Below are 18,382 nucleotides of genomic sequence, written 5' to 3'. Positions count from 1 at the left end.
TAGCCCCTCGACGTCCCTCAGCGGGCGCGGTGCGCCATTGCCTTCTCGTAGGCGGCCTGCAGCTCGCCGAACACCGAGCGCGCCGGACGCGGCGCGCCGAGATGCAGGTGGCGCAGCTCATCCATGAAGGCGTTCCACAGCGGAGCGCCGCCCTTTTCCAGCAGCTCCGCGCGCACGGACAATTCCTTGCTCGGGCGCGTATGCCGGCGGCCCCAGGCGCCCATGTGCGCGAGCAACGGCACGAGCTGGATGGCCGCTTCCGTGAGGCTGTAGATCCCTTTCTGCCGGTGCTTCGGATCGGGGCGTCGCGTCAGCAGGCCGGACGCGGTCAGGCGCTTCAGCCGGTCTGCGAGGATGTTCGAGGCGATGCCTTCCTCGCTCTGCGCGAGCAGCTCGCCGTAGCTGCGCCTGTTCCCGAACATGACGTCGCGGATGACGATCAGGCTCCAGCGGTCGCCGAGCTGCTCGAGCGTCAGGTTGATCGGGCAGCCGGATCGTCCTGTCTGCGGCACGGTCATTCTCCTGAGACTACTGCTTGCATTACGCAAGCGGTAGGAGTAGGTTTCGGACCACTTGCAAATTGCAAGTGGTCCGAACCAGGAGTCCCACGATGTCGCTCGCGCTCTATGGTCATCCCTTCTCCTCGTACACGCAGAAAGCACTCATTGCGCTGTACGAGAACGGCACACCCTTCGAGTTCCGCTGCCTCGGGCCGGATACGCCGCAGCACTCGACCGAGTGGCTGCAGCGCTGGCCGCTGCGCAAGTTCCCGCTGCTGGTGGACGGCGAGCGCAACATCGTCGAGACCAGCATCATCATCGAGTACCTGCAGCTCGTGCATCCCGGGCCAGTGCGCCTGCTGCCCGCAGACCCGATGGCCGCGCTGGACGTGCGCTTTCTCGACCGCTTCTTCGACCTGCACGTCATGAGCTTGGTGCAGCACGCGGTAGACGGTGCGCTGACGGGTGATCCGGTGAAGCGCCAGGAAGGACTGACCCTCGCTGCAAAGAAGCTGGAGCTCGCCTACGCCTGGCTCGAAGGGCAGCTCGCCGGCAGGACCTGGGCCGCCGCTGGCGCGGACTTCACGATGGCGGACTGCGCGGCCGCGCCTTCGCTGTTCTACGCGGACTGGACGCACCGGATCTCCGAGGCTTTTCCCGTGCTGCGCGCCTACCGCGCGCGGCTGCTCGCGCGCCCGTCCTTCGCCCGCGCCGTGGATGACGCGCGGCCTTTCCGGCCGCTCTTCCCCCTGGGAGCGCCGGACCGGGATTGAAGCCAGCGTCGACACCGCGTCACCCAGGTGGATCCGTGGTCCCGCCACCACGGATGATTTCGTCGCGGCAGGAAATGACACGCCTCGGTACATGGCTAACCCGTTCGTGACCGCATCATCACGCGGCGGACAAGCGAACGGGCTGAACAAGCCCTGATCAAATAATCTGAAGGGCTGGTCCCCGTCGCGCCATCAAGTCCATGAGCTGCCCCGATCCGGGAGGCGAGCTGTCCTGTGTGCTCTGGGCCGATGTGCGAAAATGGTTCTATCATGCTGCATGATTCTATCTTCACTGCTACCAGGATGTCTTTTCTACTTGTCGCCATCGCCGCGGGCTCCCTGTGCGTCGCGTGCGCCGACACCTCCGGCGAAGGCGAGATCGTGGAAGTCGAGCCGGCCGCCCTCGACGACGGCGACGTGCCTGACCCGAGCCAGGTCTCGATCAAGGCAACTGCCTCCGGCTGCGGAGCCATGAATACGCAGGTTGGGGCTGTCAACACGGAATACGCGCTCACGTTCGATGACGCTCGCGGGGGCCGTGACGACTTTGGCACGTACGACGTCGCTTGTGACGTCGAGGTCACCTATACGTTTCCAGCGGGCTACACGTTCGACGCGCCGTCCCTGGATGTGTTTGGTGACGTGTATACCGAAGACGCGGCTGTCGTCACGGTTCAAGCAAGCCAATCACTGGCCGGCACGGCCAGCGCCTCCAGGACGTTCGAGAACATCGACACGGACGTCGAAGGAGTGTTCGAGCTGCTCTCTATCCCTGCCGGGGGACAAGCGGGCAGCGCCCCGTGTGGTGCCACCTCGGCTACGGTCAACGTGCAACTCCGCGCCACGATCGGTGGCACGGGGAGAGCATCCGTCGAGTTCAACTATATTGATGGGCTGATCCCCTGGCGCCGCTGTCAATGAACCGACCCAGGGCCTGCCGTCGCGTCGACCGCTCGCGCTGTCTTGTCACCCTGCAATCAGGCCGCATGGCGCTGGTCGGCCTGCGCGCTCGCCCGCAGGCCGCGGAAGCCCTGAGGCTCGTCCGAGAGGCGCCAGTGCCAGACCAGCCGCGGACGCGCCACGCCGACCCCCGCGTCAGGTCACCGCCCGCCGCTGCGCCCACCCGTCGACGCCGGCCGCCATGGCCCGGATGAGGTCGCGTAGCCTGGCGCGGAAATCGTCGACGCGGATGAACCTCGGAAACTTGTGGCTCGCCAGCATGTTGTAGCCGCGCCTGGACGTCCACCCCGCGGCCTCGAGGGCTTCACCTCGTCGCTCGAGCTCCACGAACAGCTCATCCTGGACCGCCGCGTGCTCCTTCAGCGCGGCGTCGCCGTGCTTCGCCTGCAAATCGCTCTTCGAGAGATACGGGTTCGTCTCACAGTGAAGATAGATCGCGAGCCCGTCGGTCGCCGTGTTCCACTGGAGCTCGAAGTGGACCGACATGCCAGGATTGCCTCCTGATCTGCGCCGCTCCCACGACGGCTTGCTCCACTTGAAGAGCGGGATGTAGCCGCACCCCGGGTTGGCCGTGTGTCCATGGCTGGTGACGAACCCCTCGTCCCGCATCCGGGCCGCGTCGAGCAAGCGGTGGAACACGACGGCCTCGGTGACGAGGCCCGGGCGCCGATGCAGGTAGCGGAGCACCGGGGTCGTCGGCTCGGGCGCAGGCCAGGCGTCGTGCTCTCGTATCCGAGCGGCGAGCTCGCGCAGGAGCAGGCCGACAGTGTCCGGGTGGGTCGAGGCCGCGGCGGCCTCGGCCACCACGGTCCACCGGAGCGGCCTGAACCAGGACGACCTCGGCGGCGTACCGTCGAGCGTCAGGAAGAAGCCTCGCTGGTTCGACTCCGGGGCGTCGACGCCGAGCCGCAGGCACAGCTTCGCCCGCGCCTGCGGCACGGCATACCGCATCGCCTGCCTGTCGCCCTCGCCAGCGTGGATCTTCGCCTCGACGATGACGATCTGACGCGCCTGGCGGGAGAAGAAGACGAGGTCGGGCACGCTCTTCTCGTCCTCGCCGGGGGTCACACCGACGCGCAGGCGGCACATCCAGTCGGCTTCGGCTGCGGCCGTCGCTGGCACCCCGAGGGCAGGCAGCAGCGCGGCTCGGAAGCCCGCGTCGTGCGCGAAGGCGCGCGCGACGAGCGTGGTGTAGCTGTCCTCGCGATGAGAGATGCCGAGGAGATCGAAGGCGTCGAGCGACACGGACGACGCGTGCGGGATCGAGAAGCTGGCCACGAACGCGGCGGGCCGAGCCTTGACCCCCGTGACGGGCTCCGCCGCCGCGAGCGTGACGTCGAGGCCATCGAAGGCGTCGGAGAGAGCATCGCGGAGATCGCTCTTCAACGCATCGGTGATGGTGCCGGGCGGATCGAACAGCAACCGGAGCACCTCGCCGCCTCGCAACGGGAGCTGCCAGACGCCGATCTTCTCGCCGAGACCGAGGTCCTTCACGATCTCGCGGCCCGCGTCGGTGGCGGCAGTGCTCTCCACGGGCCTGTCGACGCGCGACTCGTCGCACCAGCTCACGTCGCTCGCCGCCGGCAACACACGCGCTTGGCTCTCCCTCCATGCGACGAACCGGTCACGCATGCAGTTGCCGCACGGCCGGTAGCCTGCCGCGACGGCGGCCTCCTCGTCCGCGAAGAAGACCCGGTGCTGCGTGTACGCCTCTCCGTGATCGCGAATGGCGGCGAGCGCAGATCCGCAATCGAGGCGGCCGTAGATCTTCGCCCTCGCGTTACCACCCAGCGTGCCGGGCGTCGTGCTCTCACACTTGTGCCCGTCGGGACCGAGGAGCCAGTACGTCTTCTGGGCGCCGTGATCGGCGGTAGGGGCCATGCCCATGACTGTACCGGATGTGCAGGAGCGACGCGACCGAGGCCTGCGGGACGCCTCATCCGACACGTCGCACCGAGCGGGTGTCCGCCTCCGACATCGTGAGAAGGGCCTCCCGAGGGTAAGGTTGGCTACGTAACGCGCTTCACCGTGCGCTCGGACGACATGCACTGAGATGTTCGTCGATGGCCAGGACAAGGGTCGGCCTTGCACACGTCAGGTGGATGAGAGTGGGGCACTACCCTTTGCAGGGCCTGTCGGCCTCTCGCGTCGGGGTTCGGCCCGCGGCGCTCCCGGTCGCCGCGGACTCGGGCCATGATCCGCGGATCGCCGCTGTCGGCGTCCTGGAAGCGGCGGTCGAGGGTCCCTCGAGCGCGGCGAATCGAGGGGGTGCACATGATGGCGTGTCTCCGTCGAGGTGGCCCTGAGCTCCGCCATCTGCCTGGAGATGGAGGCCGACGCCGATCGGGTCGGTCAGCCCCGGCGGCGCGCGGGCGTCACCAGCCGACCACGCGCGTGCTCGCCGCGCGGTAGCGCGAGACGTCGTCCGCGGTCTCGCTGCGCCAGCGCGCGCGGTCGATCGCGAACCGGAGGCGATGCACGCCGGCCTCGAAGGGCGCATGGTCCCCCGACGGCCCCACCGGGATCACGAGAGCGCGCAGCTCGTCGCCGCTGCCGAGGATCACGACCGGGACGTCGGCGTACGGAGGCGGCCCAGGGAGCGGCGCGGGCGCGAGCAGCGGCCTGTCGCGCTCGTCGAAGAGCCCCAGCTCGTCGGGTCCGAGCGCGGCGTAGCTCTCCGGGATCCTGTCGCCCGGGACCAGCGTCGCCACGCGCGGCGCACGGGTCGTCACGGTCGGGTCGACCCGCGGCGGCAGCTCGTACACGTGGAACACCCGCCCGTCGAGCACGCGCTCGTCCCCCGCGCGCTCGGCGCGCACGAGGCGCCGGAGCGCGCGCAGCTCGCTCGGGATCGGCGGGACCAGCAGCGCGTCGTCGGCGAGTTCGATCTGCTCCAGGAAGGTCGCGAACGGCGACGGGCGCGGCCTGCCCCGGATCGGCAGCGGCGGCCAGCGCGGCGGCGTCGGGGTCGGCCCGGGCGCGCTCGCGCGGCGGTGCACCGACAGGGTCACGTCGCGGCTGAACGCGAGCGGCTCGGGGCTCTCGACGAGGAGGAGCTCGGTCGCGCCCCCCGCGACGAGCCGCGTGAGCGCGAGCCGCGACGGCCGCTCGCGGAGCGGCACCGAGAGCGCCGCGATCCAGCGGCGGAACAGGGCGTCGCGCGCCTCGGCGTCCGCGCCCGCCGCCATCGCCGCGGCGATCGCGCGCGCGTCCTCGGCGAGGAGCGCGGCCGCCGTCGTGGTCGGCGCCCCGGCCACGCCCAGCGGGAGCTCCGGCAGCGCCCCGTCCCAGCTCTCGATGTGCGCAGGGAAATCCACGTACCGGCTGGTCCGGAGGTGCGCGCGCCAGACGTCGAGCCCCTGCACCGCGAGCCCGGCGAAGCGCCCGCCGCCGCGCGCGCAGAGGCCGATCCGCCCGCCCCGCGCGGCGCCGCGCTCCTCGTCCGGCTGGACCACCACGTCGCCCACCGCGGCGCGCACGCGATCGTCGTACGACGTCACCTCGAGCACGTAGGGGCGCGGCGCGTCGTCCGCGAGCGGGCGCGCCGCGAGCTCGCGCACCACGCCGCCGCGCCGCTCGACAAGGCGCAGCCGCCGCGCCCCGCCCCGCTCGTCGATGAGCGCGAAGACCGCCTGCGCCACCGGCGCGCCCAGGACCGCGACAGCGATCCCGGCCTCGCCCCCCTCGGGGTCGACGGTCGCGCGCACCTGGACATGCTCCCAGCCCGCCTCGTCGCCGACCAGCGCGAGCTGCGCCGCGTCGCCGGGCGGGAACGCGGCCGGGCGGAGCGCGCCGCCGTCGACCGCCCAGGCAGCGGCGGCGCCGCTCTCCGCCACGAAGGTGCACACGGTCGCGTCCTCGGGCTCGAAGCGGCGGCGCTCGATGAACGGCGCGCCCTCCGCGCGCACGCTGACGCGGTACTCCTCGTCGGGCTCCCAGCGCGCGGGCGCCCCGGCCGGCGCGCCGGGATCGACCGGCTGGTGCACGAGGAGCTGCGAGGTGTGGATCCGCCGCGGCGCGGTGCACGCGCCCGGCCGCGCCATCATGTTCTCCAGGCGGAGCCGGCGCGGGTCGGTCGACGGCGCGCGGCGGATCGGCGCGCTCAGCACCTCGGCATCGAGGATGCGCGGCCAGCGCGGCGGCGTTGTCGGCAACGGCGGCGGCGGCGACGGCGCGCCGCGGTGCGCGACGATCCAGTCCTCGACCGTCTGCGAGATCCGCTCCAGCCCCGCCGCGCCCCCGACCTTGTCCACGACCAGCACCCAGCGGACGAGCTGCTGGCGCTCCTCCGGATCGCCCGGCGCCGGCGCGCGGTCGACGGGGAGGAGCACGTTCAGCCGCTCGTCGAACGCCACCGCGAGCGCCTCGGCGCGGTAGAGGCGATCGGCAGGCGCCGGATAGCGCGACTCGACGTACGGGTCGATCTCCTCGCCGGCGAACGAGCACGCGTTCAGGCCGAGCGGACCGCGCGTCCGGAAGTACGCCTTCTGCTCGACGACCGCGTCCTGGTCGCCCGCCGCGGCGTAGCCGAGCACGACGCGGGTGCGGAGCGTGATCTCGTAGTCGGTGTTGGGGAGCCAGCCCAGCCGCCCGGCGCCATGCACGCGCTCGTCCTGCGCACCGCAGCGGAGCAGGTCGAGGAGGATCTCGTAGGCCTCGCGCAGGGTGCGGTAGCGGAGCGAGATCAGCTCGACGGGCGGCTCCCCGCTCTCGGGCTCGACGTCCCCTTCCTTGCGGAGGAGCAGCGAGGTCATCCCGTCCGGCGCGCTCACCTGGATCGGCGCGGGGGGCGACACGTCGGAGATCGCGAGCTTCAGCGAGGCCACGACCTCGAGGCCGCGGTACGCCTCCACGACCAGCGCCGAGGCGGAGTGGATCGGCTTCCAGGCCGCGTACACCTCGCAGATCGCCGCCGGCTCGTCGAAGCTCACCGCGGCGATCACCCCGGCGGGGCGCGCGCCCACGGCGACGGCGGCGACGTTGGCCCCGCCGGGCGCGACCTGGGGCGGCACCACCACGGGCGGGCGCCCCCCGACCCAGCGGAGCGTGCTCGCGCTCTCGCTGAAGCGCTCGATCGCCGGCGTGCGCGCGCCCGGCGGCGTGTCGTGGAAGTGGACGACGTGCCATCGCACCGGCCGATCGGCGCGCCGGCAGCAGGGCCAGCCGGGCAGCGTCGCCGCGACGATCTCGTCCGCCTCGGGGTTGCGCGCCGCGAAGGTATAGGGCGTGTCCGCGTTGACGAGCAGCCGCCGCGGGTCGACGCGCCCCACCCGGTGCACGTCCGGGTCCCAGTCGAAGGTGACGACGGGGCGGAAGCGCGCCTGGAGCTCCTCGGCCGAGAGGCCTCCCAGCGCGTCGACGCGGGTCGTCAGCGGGTCGAGGAGATCGCGCCAGACGCCGTCGCCGAAGCGGCGGCGGCGGCGCACGCCGATCTCGACGATCTCGTAGCGCGCCTCCAGGTCGTTCGAGCGCTGGGTACCGCCGGCGGTGCTCGTCGTGCTGGGCAGGGCGGTCGCCCACGCGTCGCACGAGGCGCCCAGGTCGAGCGCGATCACGCTGTCCACGGCGACCGGGCGGAGGGCCGCCAGGTCCGCGTCCGAGGGGCTCGCCGGCGCGGCGTCGCGCAGCGCCCGGAGCGCGTACGTGGGCCCGTCGCCCAGGTCCCCGGCCGGGCGGGTGACGCCGAGCGCCACCGCCTCGCGCGGGCCCGCGGGGCGGTGCGCCGACGCGCTCGCGAGCGGCAGCGACACGACCGGCATCGCCTCGGGGACCGGCGTCCCGTCCTGGCTCTCCCAGCGGAAGGTCAGATCGGGCAGGTACCAGGGGGTCTCGATCCGGAAGACCGTGCTCTTGCGGTGGTAGGTCGGGTCGCCGGGGCCGAGCGCCGCGACGTCGACCTTCACGTGCGCGCCGAAGTTGAAGCAGCCGAACACCTTGCAGCGGATCCCGGCCTCGACGACGAACTGGTGCCCCGACGCCACCCCCTCGTTGCGCCACTGCCCCATCACGACCTGCACGGTCAGGTAGACCTGCAGGCTCCCGAGCGGCCCGAGCTTCCCGCTCCCCTGCAGGGAGAGGCTGAGCGCCCAGACGTTGACGCTCTCGACGGTGGGGTCGAGCGCGTCGGCCTCATCCACGCGGTGGTGGCAGAACGCGGCCGAGATCCCGAAGCTGACGCGCCCGCCGAACGCGAAGCGGAACTGCAGCCAGGTCGACGGATCGTTGTACTGCCCGATCGCGAGCGTGTCCGGCTTGTTGCCGTAGAAGAAGGTCCCGGTGAGCGCGGCGAGATCGGCCAGGAAGCCGGGGAGATCGTCGCCGAGGAGGTTCTCCAGCCCGAGCGCGATCCCGAGGAGCAGCCCGAGCTTGTCGCGCTGCATGTCCCACTCGAAGACGCCGAACGCGATCGGCTTCCTGGACTTCGCCAGGTAGAGCTCGACGCCGGCGAGCAGCCCCTTCTCGCCGGCGCCCTCGTGGTAGAAGAGGAAGCCGTCGAGCCCCATCGCCCGCGTCGCGGCGAGGTGGATCGTGAGCCCGATCCCGGCCGCGCCGGCGCCCTCGGCGGGCTGCCACGCGGTCAGCTTGCGCGAGAGCGGCACCGCGATGGCGTCGCCGTTCTGCTTGTACCAGCGGAACAGGCGCATGGACTGGCCGTGGCCGTCGGGAGGCGAGAGGCGCGGCGTCAGGTTGGACGTGAACAGCACGCGCACGTTGGCGAGCTCGGTGGCGCCGAGCGGCAGGCGCCCGAACGAGAGCGCGAGCAGCAGGTAGGTGAACTCGTCGGCGCCGGTCACGCGCCCGTGGAGGAGCTGCCCGCCGAGCTCGAACGTGCGCCCCAGCGCGTCGAAGCGGAACGAGAGCTCGATCCCGATCTCGCGGTGGTGGTTCGCCCCCCGGTCGTACTCGCTGACCATGCCCATGCCGGCCAGCTCGAACTTCCCCTTGCGGGCGAAGAAGCTGATCCCGTCGAGGAGCCACGGCGCCTGGGTGTCGTTGCTCCGCGCGAGCAGCATCCGCAGCCGGTGCAGGCGCAGGCCGAACCCCTTGCGCCGCGCGTCGTCGGTGGACGCTGTCGTGGCGGGCGCCGCCGGCGCGCCGACCTCGGCGGGCTCGGGGGGCGTGGCCTCGCCGAGCGGCGTGCTGAGCCCCGCCGTCACGAGCAGGTAGAGCCCGCCGTTGTTCTCGGTCACCAGGCCGAGCTCCTCGATGCGCAGACGGAGCTTGTCGGCGAACACGAAGTCGAGCCCGTCGGGGTCGTACAGGCTGCCGAGCGACGGCTCGCCGAACGCCCAGCCGACGTCGTGGAGCACCTGGAACCCCGGCTTCCCCGACGCCTCCTGGAGCTCGAAGGTCTTCCCCTCGCGGGCGGTGTCGATCTGGAAGTCGCCGAGCAGCGCCAGGACATCGGTCCAGGCGTCGTCGTCGCCGTCGAACACCTTCTTCAGCGACACCCCGAAGCGGAGCGCGCCGAGGCGCACGTGGGCCCCCAGGACGCGCAGGAACGTGACCGGCGCCGGGTTCAGCGCGCCGACGAGGAGCTCGCCGCCGTCGGTGAGCGTGACCTCGCCCTGCAGCGCGCCGGTCGGGTCGTCGGGCGAGTCGCTCCACTTCACGTCGAACGCGGCGGGCGACTCGCCGCCGCCCGGGGTCTGGAGCATGAGCCGGAACAGCTTCAGGTACGTCCCGCGCACCTCGATCTCGACCGGCGCGTCGCGGAGATCCCACGCCTCGCCCCCCGCGTCGCCCGCGACGAGGCTGCGGCGCAGCTGGAAGCGGCCGTGCGTGGGGATCGGCAGCGGCGGCGCGGTGCGGAACGGCAGCGCGACGTCCTCGAGGGCCAGCTCGACGGGATCCGCCTCGCCGCGGCGCGCGCGGATCCGCTCGACGAGCCCCTTCAGCGGGCCGCGCGTGGCGTCGAGATCGATCGTCCGGATCGTGATCAGCCCGGGAAAGCTCGCGTCGGTGTCGGCGATCGAGAGGTCGTGGCGCGCCCACTCGAGCGCGATCTCGGGCCCCTCGCGCCCGGGCTCGACGTGGCGCGGGCGCGGCGTCGGGATGAGCTGCACGTCGTGGAGGCCGCGGCAGGGGAGCCCGGAGAGCTTGCACGCGCCGATCGAGAGCGGCACGACCGTGTCGAACAGGAAGTCGCCGGTCTCGGTCAGGCGCACGTTCACGCGCACGCTGACCCGCGTCGGGCCCGACTCGCTGGCGACGATCTCCAGGCTGTCCGCGTGATCGGGCTCGAACGCGTCGGTGAGCAGCTTGTCGGGGGGATCGCCGACGACGCCGGCGAGCTCCTCCTCGGTGTAGAGCGGCTGGACGAACCCGGGCGGCAGGTGCATCGCCACCGGGAGCCCCTGGATCGCCACCTCCAGCGCGCCCCCGGGCCCGCGGGTCACGAACAGCGTCGCGGGGAGGTTCGCCGTCGCGCGCAGGTGGAACGCGACCTCCGGGAGCTGCGCCATCACGAGCGGCAGCGCGACGGGGGGCGGGGTCACGTGCACGTCGGCCACGAGCCCCAGCCTGTCGCCGTCGGCGCCGGGGCGGAGCCCGCGCAGCTCCAGCGCGTCCTGGAGGTGGATCATGAGGTCGCGGTAGAGCGCGTCGCGGCCCCCCTCCAGGACGCCGACGAAGGGGCGCACGAGATCGCGCGGCCAGCGCTCGGCGGCCTCGTCCGGGGTGCTCACGCCGAGGAGCGTGTAGAGTCGGATCCGGCTCATGAGGCCGTCACTTCGGCGGAGAGCGCGTCGCGCCCGTCGAGCGAGAGCGCGCGCAGGCGGTAGCGGGAGACGCCCGGCGCGGGGCGGTGCGCGTGCGCCGCGACGTCGCGCGCGATCCGCCCGGAGACGCGCGACCAGGCGTCGCGATCGGCGGGCGCAGCCTCGAGGATGACCGCGGTCGCGTCGGCCGGGGACGGCCAGGTCCAGGTGAAGAGCAGCTCGGGCGGGCTCGACGAGACCGAGAGCGCGGGGGCCGCCAGGGCGGCCCGCGGCATCGCGATCGCCCACGCCTCGGGCGCCGACGCGACCCCGTCCCGCGTGACCGAGACGGCCCAGACCCGCGCGCGCTGGCCGTCGACGAGCGCGAGGTCGAGGACCACGCGCCGCGAGGGCGGCGCCCCGGCCACGTCGGGATCGGAAAGGCTCTTTACCTGCGGGGCGAGGATCTCGCCCCCGAGGCGCAGGCGCACCCCCGCGCCCGGCGGCAGGTGCGCCGCGCCGGGGACGCGCAGGAGCTCGGCCTCGTCGCCGGACGGCGCGCGGCCAAGGTCGACCGGGTCGACCAGGTCGACGCGCTGGAACAGGAGCAGGTGCGTGATCTCGCCGGGCCCCTCGACGCGCAGGCGCAGGCGCGCGCGCGGATCGCCCGGCTGCGCCGCCTCGCGCCGCGGCGGCGGGACGCGGGTCGTCGCCGGCACGCGCACCACCCCGCGGAGCGTGCGCCCGTCGGCGGAGAGGCGGCCGGCCGCGTCGGCGAGCCGGACGCGGTAGATCCAGCGCGCGCCGCGGTTCGGCAGGGTCTCGGCGAAGCGCGGCAGCGCGACCGGCTCCTGCGTGACCGGCGTGAACAGGCGCGCGCGGTACGGGTGCGCGGCGGCCAGGAACACGGCGTGACGGTCGGTCAGCGCGCCGACGTCGTGGCCGTCGAGCGCGGCGAGGATCGCGGCGCGATCCGACGCGTTCGGCACCTCCACCTCCACCTCGGCGTCGCCGGGCGCAGGCGGCTCGAGGACGCGCGCGAGCACGCGGCCGTCGCGCGCGCGGTAGGCGCGGAAGACCTCATCCGCCGAGCAGCGCTCGGGGCGCACGCGCTCGCTCCCCGAGAGCCCGGCGCCGGCGAGGAGCGGGGTCACGTCGAGGTCGATCCGCATCGGCCGATCTCCCGGCTCGGGCGTCACCACCGCCGGCACGTCGGCGAGCGCCGGCGCCTCGACGAGCACCGGGCGCCCCTGCCAGCGCCCCTCCACCTCGACGGCGGCGATCGCGCCCTCGTTGCCGGGGCGCGCGTCGCCGGGCGCGAGCCGGTCCGGGACGTAGGCCTGCGCGTCGGCGGCGCTCACGCCGACGAGCGCGCGGTCGTGCGGGTGATCCGCGCGGAGGTCCAGGAGATCGAAGATCGGCGCGGACTCGTACGCGTTGTCCGGGCCGATCGCCCGCACCTCGACGCGCGCGCCCCACGCAGGCGCCGTCGTGCGGTCGGGCGTCAGGTGGACCGGCAGCACGACCGCGCCCGCGCGCGGCACCGGGAAGGCGCCGCCGGGGAGCGGCACCTGGGCGCGCAGGGTGATGGAGAGCGGCGTCCCCGCCGCGCCGCCGTCATGGGCGAGGATCTCGAACGGGTACCTCGCGTCCAGGCGGAGCCGCCGCGCGGCGTTCGCGAGCACCGGCTCGCCGAGCGTGAGGGTCGCCAGGGTGAGGCCGCCCGAGCCGGACACCGCGGAGAGCACGCCCGGGATCGCGTCCAGGCGCCGCCGGGTCGCGTACACGCGGAACTCGGTCGCGTGGGGGTCCTCGGCGCGCTGCGCGGCGTGCCACCCCCAGCGGAGCAGGACGGCGCTGCCGTGCGCGCCGAGGAGCGCGCGCTCGCCGTCGGTCAGGTCGGGCGCGCCGGCGACGAGGACGCGCGCGTGCACCCCGGTCGGCGCCGGGAGCGCGAGCGCGTCGGCCTTGGCCTCGTCGGGCCCCGCCGGCAGCGGCGGCGGACGCCGCTTCTCCAGGCGGAGCTCGCCGGTCTCACACCACGCCGTCCCCGCGCGCCCGACCGCGTCCACGGCGCGCACGCGGTAGCGGTGGAGCGTCCCCGGCTCCGGGCGCGGGCGCCGCACCGGCGCGCCCCCGTCGGGAAAGTCGAACACGTCGCGCCAGGAGAGCGTGAGCCCGCCGGGCGCCGGCGACAGGACCTCCGGGAAGGACGCCATCAGGTCGCCGCCGACCGTCATCGGCGGCAGCGCGACCTCGTCGCGGTGCCCGGTCACGTGGTTGTCCTCGTCGAGGAGCGGGGCCCAGGACGGCGCTCCGCCGGCGGGCGTGTGCTCGATCTGGAACAGCGCGGCGTCGATCGGCGGGGGCGGCAGCTCCGCGGGCCATGCGTCGATCCCCCCGGTCGGCGCCGGGAGCCAGCGCACCTCGAAGCCGAGCGCGTGGCGCGGCGGCGGCGGCCCGAGCGGCGCGTCGCCGGTCGCGACGCTCTCCGGCTGCTGCAGGTTGGTGATCCACGCGGCGAGCGGCGCGGCCGGGCGCGGCGTGTCGGCGAGGACGAGCGGGGGCAGCACCACCGCGCGCTCGACGATCGCGGTGGAGCTCTTCGCGGGGAAGCGGAGCGCGCAGAGGAACCCCTCGCCCCCCAGGCGGATCTGGTGCACCGGCGTCGCGAAGGAGAGCGCCGGGCGGTCGCCGGCGGGGACGCTCGCCTCGGGCCCCTGCGGCAGCCACGGCGCCCCCGCCGTGAAGGTCAACGAGTGCGCCGCGTGTCCCAGCTCGAGGACGAGCGACGTCACCGCGACGGGCAGATCGATCACCGCGCTCCAGCCGTCGGTCCCGGGCGTCAGCCACCCGGGATCGCGCCCCGGGGAGAGCGCCACGCCGCGGCGCGTGAGCGCGATCGGATCCGACGGGCGCGGATCGGCCAGCTCGACCAGGCGCGGCTGCGAGAAGCGGACGCGCACGTCGCCGAGCGACAGCTCCGCCGGGAGCTGCGTTGTCGCGGGGGCGGTGTGGAACCCGACCACGCGGTCCGTGAGGTCGGCCTCCGGCCAGCCGCCGCTCACGCGGTACTGGTAGACCTGGCCCGGCACGAGCGCGGGGTCCGCGTCGAAGTGCGCGAAGCCGAGCACCCGGCGCCAGCGCGGGTGCGCGATCACGGCGCGGAGCGGATCGAGCGCGACCAGCTCGTCGTGGCGCAGCTCGGGGTCGTCGCGGAGGAGCAGCGTCAGGTCGATCGGGCGCGGCGGCCCGGCGGCGGCGACGACCTTGCGCAGGATCCCGGTCAGGTGCTCGAGCTCCCCGCGCTCCAGGGTCTCGCCGGGGAGGAGCCGGCGCTTCGCCTCCTCGTACTCGTCGTCGGCGCTGGTCAGCTTCGGGTCGAGCTCGCGCAGCGGGAGCTGCAGGCGCGCGATCGTCGCAGCGTCGCGCCAGTCGTCCTTCCCGGCCGGCGCCACGCAGACGCCGAGCGCGGTGAGCCCGCGCGCGTGGACGACGACCGTGTCGATCCCCGCGGCGACGAGCTCGTGGGCCGTGTTGCCGGCGACGGCCCGCCCGCCGGCGACCACCTTGCCGTCGCGCAGGGCGACCGCGAGGCTCGCCGTCGCCTGGACGGGGACGCGCACCCCGTCGCTGGGCGTGTCGAGCTCGACCGTGATCACCTCCCAGGGCGTCGCGGCGGCCCTGGCGGCGACGGCGGCCCTGGCGGCGACGGGCGCGCCGGCGGCGGCGGCCCTGGCGGCCCCGGCGGCCCCGGCGGCGGCGAGCGCGACGGCGGCGACGGGCGCGCCGGCGGCGGCGAGGAGCGGCGCGGGCGCTGCTCCGACGCGATCGGTCAGCACGCCGAGGCGGATCCGCAGCTCGCGGCGCGCGCGCAGCGCGGCGAGCTGGTCGGCGGTCAGCGAGACGCAGTCCCAGCGGGGGCGCGGCGCCGACTGGCGGCGCTGGATCGTCCACCCGGCGGGGGAGTACAGCCAGGCATGGGGGCCGCTCCAGAGCAGGTGCACGCCGACGATCGGCGGCTCGACCTGGGGGATCGCGCGCGCGAAAAGGCTCACGGGACCGGCCCTTCCGTGGGTGCGGGATCGGTCCCCGTCGTCGGGTCGATCACGAGGTTCCAGGCGGTGCGGTGGAAGAAGGAGAGGAACCCCGCCGGCACGCCCTCGAGGAGCAGCGCGAGCGCGCCGATCAGCGTCGTCGGCCATAGCTGCGTGTCGGGGAGCGACAGGAAGGGGCGGATGTCCGTGCTCTCGAGCGGCGCGAAGCGCGACCCGCCGAGGTGCGGGCGGCGGAAGAGCTCGAACCCCGCGATCGCGTCGCCGAGCAGCGCCCCGCCCTGCGCCGGCGCGATCCCCAGGTGCTCGGCCCAGAGCGCGGTGCGGAGCGCGCGCGCCGGGTTGTCGGGCGCGCCGCGCAGCTCCTCGGGGATCGCGAAGACGTTGATCTCGCCGTCGTAGAAGAAGCCGCGGCGGTTCAGGTTGGTCGAGCCGATCGAGACGAAGACGTCGTCGATCATCATGCACTTGGCGTGGACGTAGATCCCGGCGGGCTGCGAGAAGGTGACCGCGGCCCCCGCGCGGTGCGCGCGCGGGTGTGCGCCCCAGCGGCCGCTCGCCGAGATCCCGCCGCGATCCACGACGATGCGCGCCGCCGGCTCGCCCTCGTGGACGACCGGGCGGGTGACGCTGCGCGCGAGCATCAGCTCGCCGTCGACCCAGAGCCACGACGGCGCGCCGATCGCGCGCGCGGGCGGGCCCACGTACAGCTCGGTCGCCCCCGGCGCGAGATCGCCCACCAGCCACGCGCGCCCGCGGCTCGCGAAGCGGTCGGCCCGGCGCAGGCGCGGGCGCCGCTGCGGGTAGCCGACGATCATCCTGTCGCCCCAGACCTCGCGCAGGCGCGCGAAGACGTGCCGCCGGCGCAGGTCGCCGAACGGCTGGTCTCCCTCGCCGGGCACGACGATCAGCAGGCGGCGGCAGCGGTCGGCCCCGCCGGCGGTGCGCAGCGCGTCGACGAAGACATCGTCGGGGGTGAAGTACTGCTCCTCGATGTAGATGTGGTCGCGCGCCTGGCCGATCGCGGCGAGGAGCGTGTCGTAAGTGCCGCGATCGCCGCCGGGCGCGAACTGCAGCGCGGGCGTGCTGCGCGGGTAGGTGCGCCCGATGCGCGCGATGTGGCGCGCGCCTGTGTGCTGGGGCATCGCCGCGGCGACGGGCGCGGGGAGCTGGTCCTCCAGCGCAGCGGGGTCGATCCCCGCGTCGCGCGCCCAGCGCTCGTAGAACGCCCGGAAGGCGTCGGCGACGACGGGCCCGCTGAAGCGGGCGTGGACATCGTGGTACGGCCCGCCGATCTGGTGCCCCGGGGAGTCGAGGCGGTTGCGGTTGACGTCGATCCCGCCCAGGAACCCGACGAACTCGTCGCCGCGCGCGTCGGCGCGCCGCCGGACGAGCTGCATCTTGTTGTGGAACACGCCGAACTGATCCGCGTCATCCTCGAGCCCGAACAGCGGGCTGTCGCCGTACAGCGGCGCGAGCGGGTTGTCGGCGAGCCGCACCGGGTTGCTCGACCAGACCGCGGTGCCTGGCGCGAGCGCGTTCAGATCGTCGACGGTGTCGCGCGCGGTCTCGAGCTTCCCCTTGAGCCAGTCCTCGAGCCACCCCAGCTCGGCGGCGGCGAGCCCGAGCATGCCGGCGACCGCCGGCAGCGCGAACCAGGCGAAGACGACCCAGTCGTCGGTCTCGGCGGTCGGCGCCGAGAAGCGGAACACGCTCGCGGCGAGCTGGATCAGGAGCTCGGTCAGCAGCGTCGCGTCGCCGAGCGCGAGGAGCAGAAGCGCCGCGGCCGCGCGCGAGCCCGAGAGCTCCGGGTCGCGCAGGTTGAGGAACCGGTTCGCGAGCACGAGGACCGCCCCGTCGCGCGCGAGGATGTCCTCCGCGAGCTCGACGACATCGGTCCGTGTGCCGCCGGGGAGGAGCTGGAAGCGGTTGAAGGTCCACCCCGTGAGGTGCGCGCGGAAGCGGGCGCCGGGCGGATCCGCGGGCGTGCGGATGCACGCGCGCAGGTCCTCGACGAGCGCCTGGAACGCGGCCATCCCGTCGACGAGGGGGATCACGAGGCTGTTCGTGTGGTAACGCTCGACCGCGTGCCCGGGCGGGACGGGCGGGTACCAGCGCGCGAGGTCGAGCACCTCCAGGGTCGCGCGCGGCTCGGCGAGCGCGGGCACCCGCAGGAACGCGCCCGGCGGGCTGCTCACGCGCGTGCCGACCAGCGCCTGCACCGGCAGCGACGACCCGGTGGGCGCGTCGCCTGCCCAGCGCACCGCGACGTGGTGCCCGGGCGGCGGCGCGAACAGCGAGCCGACGGGCGAGGCGGCGGCGGCTGGCTCGAGATCGCCGTCGGCGCCTGCGTTGACCGATGCGGTCGCCACGGCGCCGCCGTCCGGGTCGCGGCGCAGCTCCAGGTCGAACCCGGCCGCGGCGCCGAGCGCGCCGCCGTCGTGGCGCACGGCGACGAAGCGCCGCGCCGGGCCGCCGAGCGTCGCGAGCTGCGCGCGCCACGCCGCCGCGGCCGCGCCGTCGCCCGCCGCCTCGAGGGCGCCGGCGATCAGCCCGAAGGCGGTGACCGGCGGCAGCGCGGTCCCGTCCTGGAACAGGACGCCGACGGAGAACACGGCCCCCGGGGTGAGCTCCACGATCGGCGCGCCGCGGAGCAGCAGCGCGTCGTCGAGCGGCTCGGCCGGCGGGAGCGCGGCGGCGACCGCGGCGAACGGCGCGACGTAGAAGGTCGGCACGCCGCGCGTCCCGAGACGGCGCAAGGTCTCCTCGAGCAGCGGCGGCGCGCCCGGGGTGTGATCCAGGAACGGGAGCGGCGACAGCTCGAGCAGCTCGACGCCGCCGCCGGGGAGCGGCGCCGCCGGATCGAGCGCCACGCGCCGCACCGCCGCGCGCACCGGCGAGGTGACCGTGTGCGCAGGCTCTCCTGCGCGCAGGCGCACCTGCAGCAGCGTCACGCGCCGGGCGGCGTGGCGCGCCACGCCCGGGCGGGTGATGACGATGGGCTCCGGCGCCGGCACCGGCTGCGGCGGGTCCGGCAGCGTGATCGTCGCTTCGAGCACACGTTCGAGGCGCACCGGATCGAAGAGCGGATCGAAGCTCGCCATGCACCGCGCCCCCCCTTGGCCGCGCGTCGACCGAAGGCCGCATGGTACGGGCGGCCGCGCCGGGGTGGCAATGACGAAGCGGCCGGGCGAGGCGAGCGACGAGGGGCTGATCAAAGTATCCACGCCGCCCGTTCGTCACGGTGGAGCGCAATCGTGTCAGGGACCGGACTGTTGCATTGCGACGGGAATGATGAACGTCTCGAGTCCCATCGCTCGGTGTCCATCTAAACACTAAATTACAATATCTTAACATCGCATCCCCGAGACGCGATCGTGGGTGAATATGCCTCG

7 protein-coding genes are annotated in these 18,382 nt (G+C 74.1%); 2 read left to right on the top strand and 5 right to left on the bottom strand.

All coding sequences use genetic code 11. The features are described from left to right. Positions 1-17 precede the first annotated feature (17 nt). Positions 18-518, bottom strand: coding sequence for a winged helix-turn-helix transcriptional regulator (locus WME89_RS19625; RefSeq protein WP_438010645.1), 501 nt, complete (start codon positions 516-518; stop codon positions 18-20). Between the two features lie 92 nt (positions 519-610). On the opposite strand from WME89_RS19625, the gene WME89_RS19620 reads away from it, so the two are divergent. Both WME89_RS19620 and WME89_RS19615 read left to right on the top strand, forming a co-directional pair. After that, positions 611-1,273, top strand: a complete 663-nt coding sequence (locus tag WME89_RS19620; RefSeq protein ID WP_438010644.1) for a glutathione S-transferase family protein — start codon at positions 611-613, stop codon at positions 1,271-1,273. A gap of 270 nt (positions 1,274-1,543) precedes the next feature. Then, positions 1,544-2,194: a DUF4360 domain-containing protein gene (locus tag WME89_RS19615; RefSeq protein ID WP_438010643.1), complete on the top strand. Its 651-nt coding sequence runs from the start codon at positions 1,544-1,546 to the stop codon at positions 2,192-2,194. Positions 2,195-2,368: 174 nt separating this feature from the next. On the opposite strand, the gene WME89_RS19610 is transcribed toward WME89_RS19615, so the two are convergent. The 4 genes from WME89_RS19610 to WME89_RS19595 form a co-directional block, all read right to left on the bottom strand. Beyond that, a complete protein-coding gene (locus tag WME89_RS19610) occupies positions 2,369-4,114 on the bottom strand; it encodes an Ada metal-binding domain-containing protein (RefSeq protein WP_438010642.1) in 1,746 nt (581 codons plus the stop codon). Positions 4,115-4,608: 494 nt separating this feature from the next. Further along, entirely contained in the window at positions 4,609-10,953 is a 6,345-nt protein-coding gene (locus WME89_RS19605; protein ID WP_438010641.1) for a hypothetical protein, read from the bottom strand. Further along, the gene (locus tag WME89_RS19600; protein WP_438010640.1) at positions 10,950-14,990 is read right to left on the bottom strand and encodes a hypothetical protein; all 4,041 of its coding nucleotides are present in this window, start codon (positions 14,988-14,990) and stop codon (positions 10,950-10,952) included. The genes WME89_RS19605 and WME89_RS19600 overlap by 4 nt, the downstream gene beginning before the upstream one ends. After that, positions 14,987-18,091, bottom strand: a complete 3,105-nt coding sequence (locus WME89_RS19595; RefSeq protein ID WP_438010639.1) for a phospholipase D-like domain-containing protein — start codon at positions 18,089-18,091, stop codon at positions 14,987-14,989. The genes WME89_RS19600 and WME89_RS19595 overlap by 4 nt, the downstream gene beginning before the upstream one ends. Between the last annotated feature and the right edge of the window lie 291 nt (positions 18,092-18,382).

The organism is Sorangium sp. So ce321 (genome assembly GCF_051530195.1).
Classification (GTDB): Bacteria; Myxococcota_A; Polyangia; order Polyangiales; family Polyangiaceae; genus Sorangium.
Note: the sequence above shows the minus strand (reverse complement) of the source record. Positions and strands in the feature narration are given on the sequence as shown.

Bases quoted from the DNA above. Each gene is read 5' to 3' on its own strand.
- WME89_RS19615 (WP_438010643.1), top strand. From the start codon at position 1,544: ATGCTGCATGATTCTATCTTCACTGCTACCAGGATGTCTTTTCTACTT.
- WME89_RS19595 (WP_438010639.1), bottom strand. From the start codon at position 18,091: ATGGCGAGCTTCGATCCGCTCTTCGATCCGGTGCGCCTCGAACGTGTG.
- WME89_RS19620 (WP_438010644.1), top strand. From the start codon at position 611: ATGTCGCTCGCGCTCTATGGTCATCCCTTCTCCTCGTACACGCAGAAA.
- WME89_RS19610 (WP_438010642.1), bottom strand. From the start codon at position 4,114: ATGGCCCCTACCGCCGATCACGGCGCCCAGAAGACGTACTGGCTCCTC.
- WME89_RS19605 (WP_438010641.1), bottom strand. From the start codon at position 10,953: ATGAGCCGGATCCGACTCTACACGCTCCTCGGCGTGAGCACCCCGGAC.
- WME89_RS19625 (WP_438010645.1), bottom strand. From the start codon at position 518: ATGACCGTGCCGCAGACAGGACGATCCGGCTGCCCGATCAACCTGACG.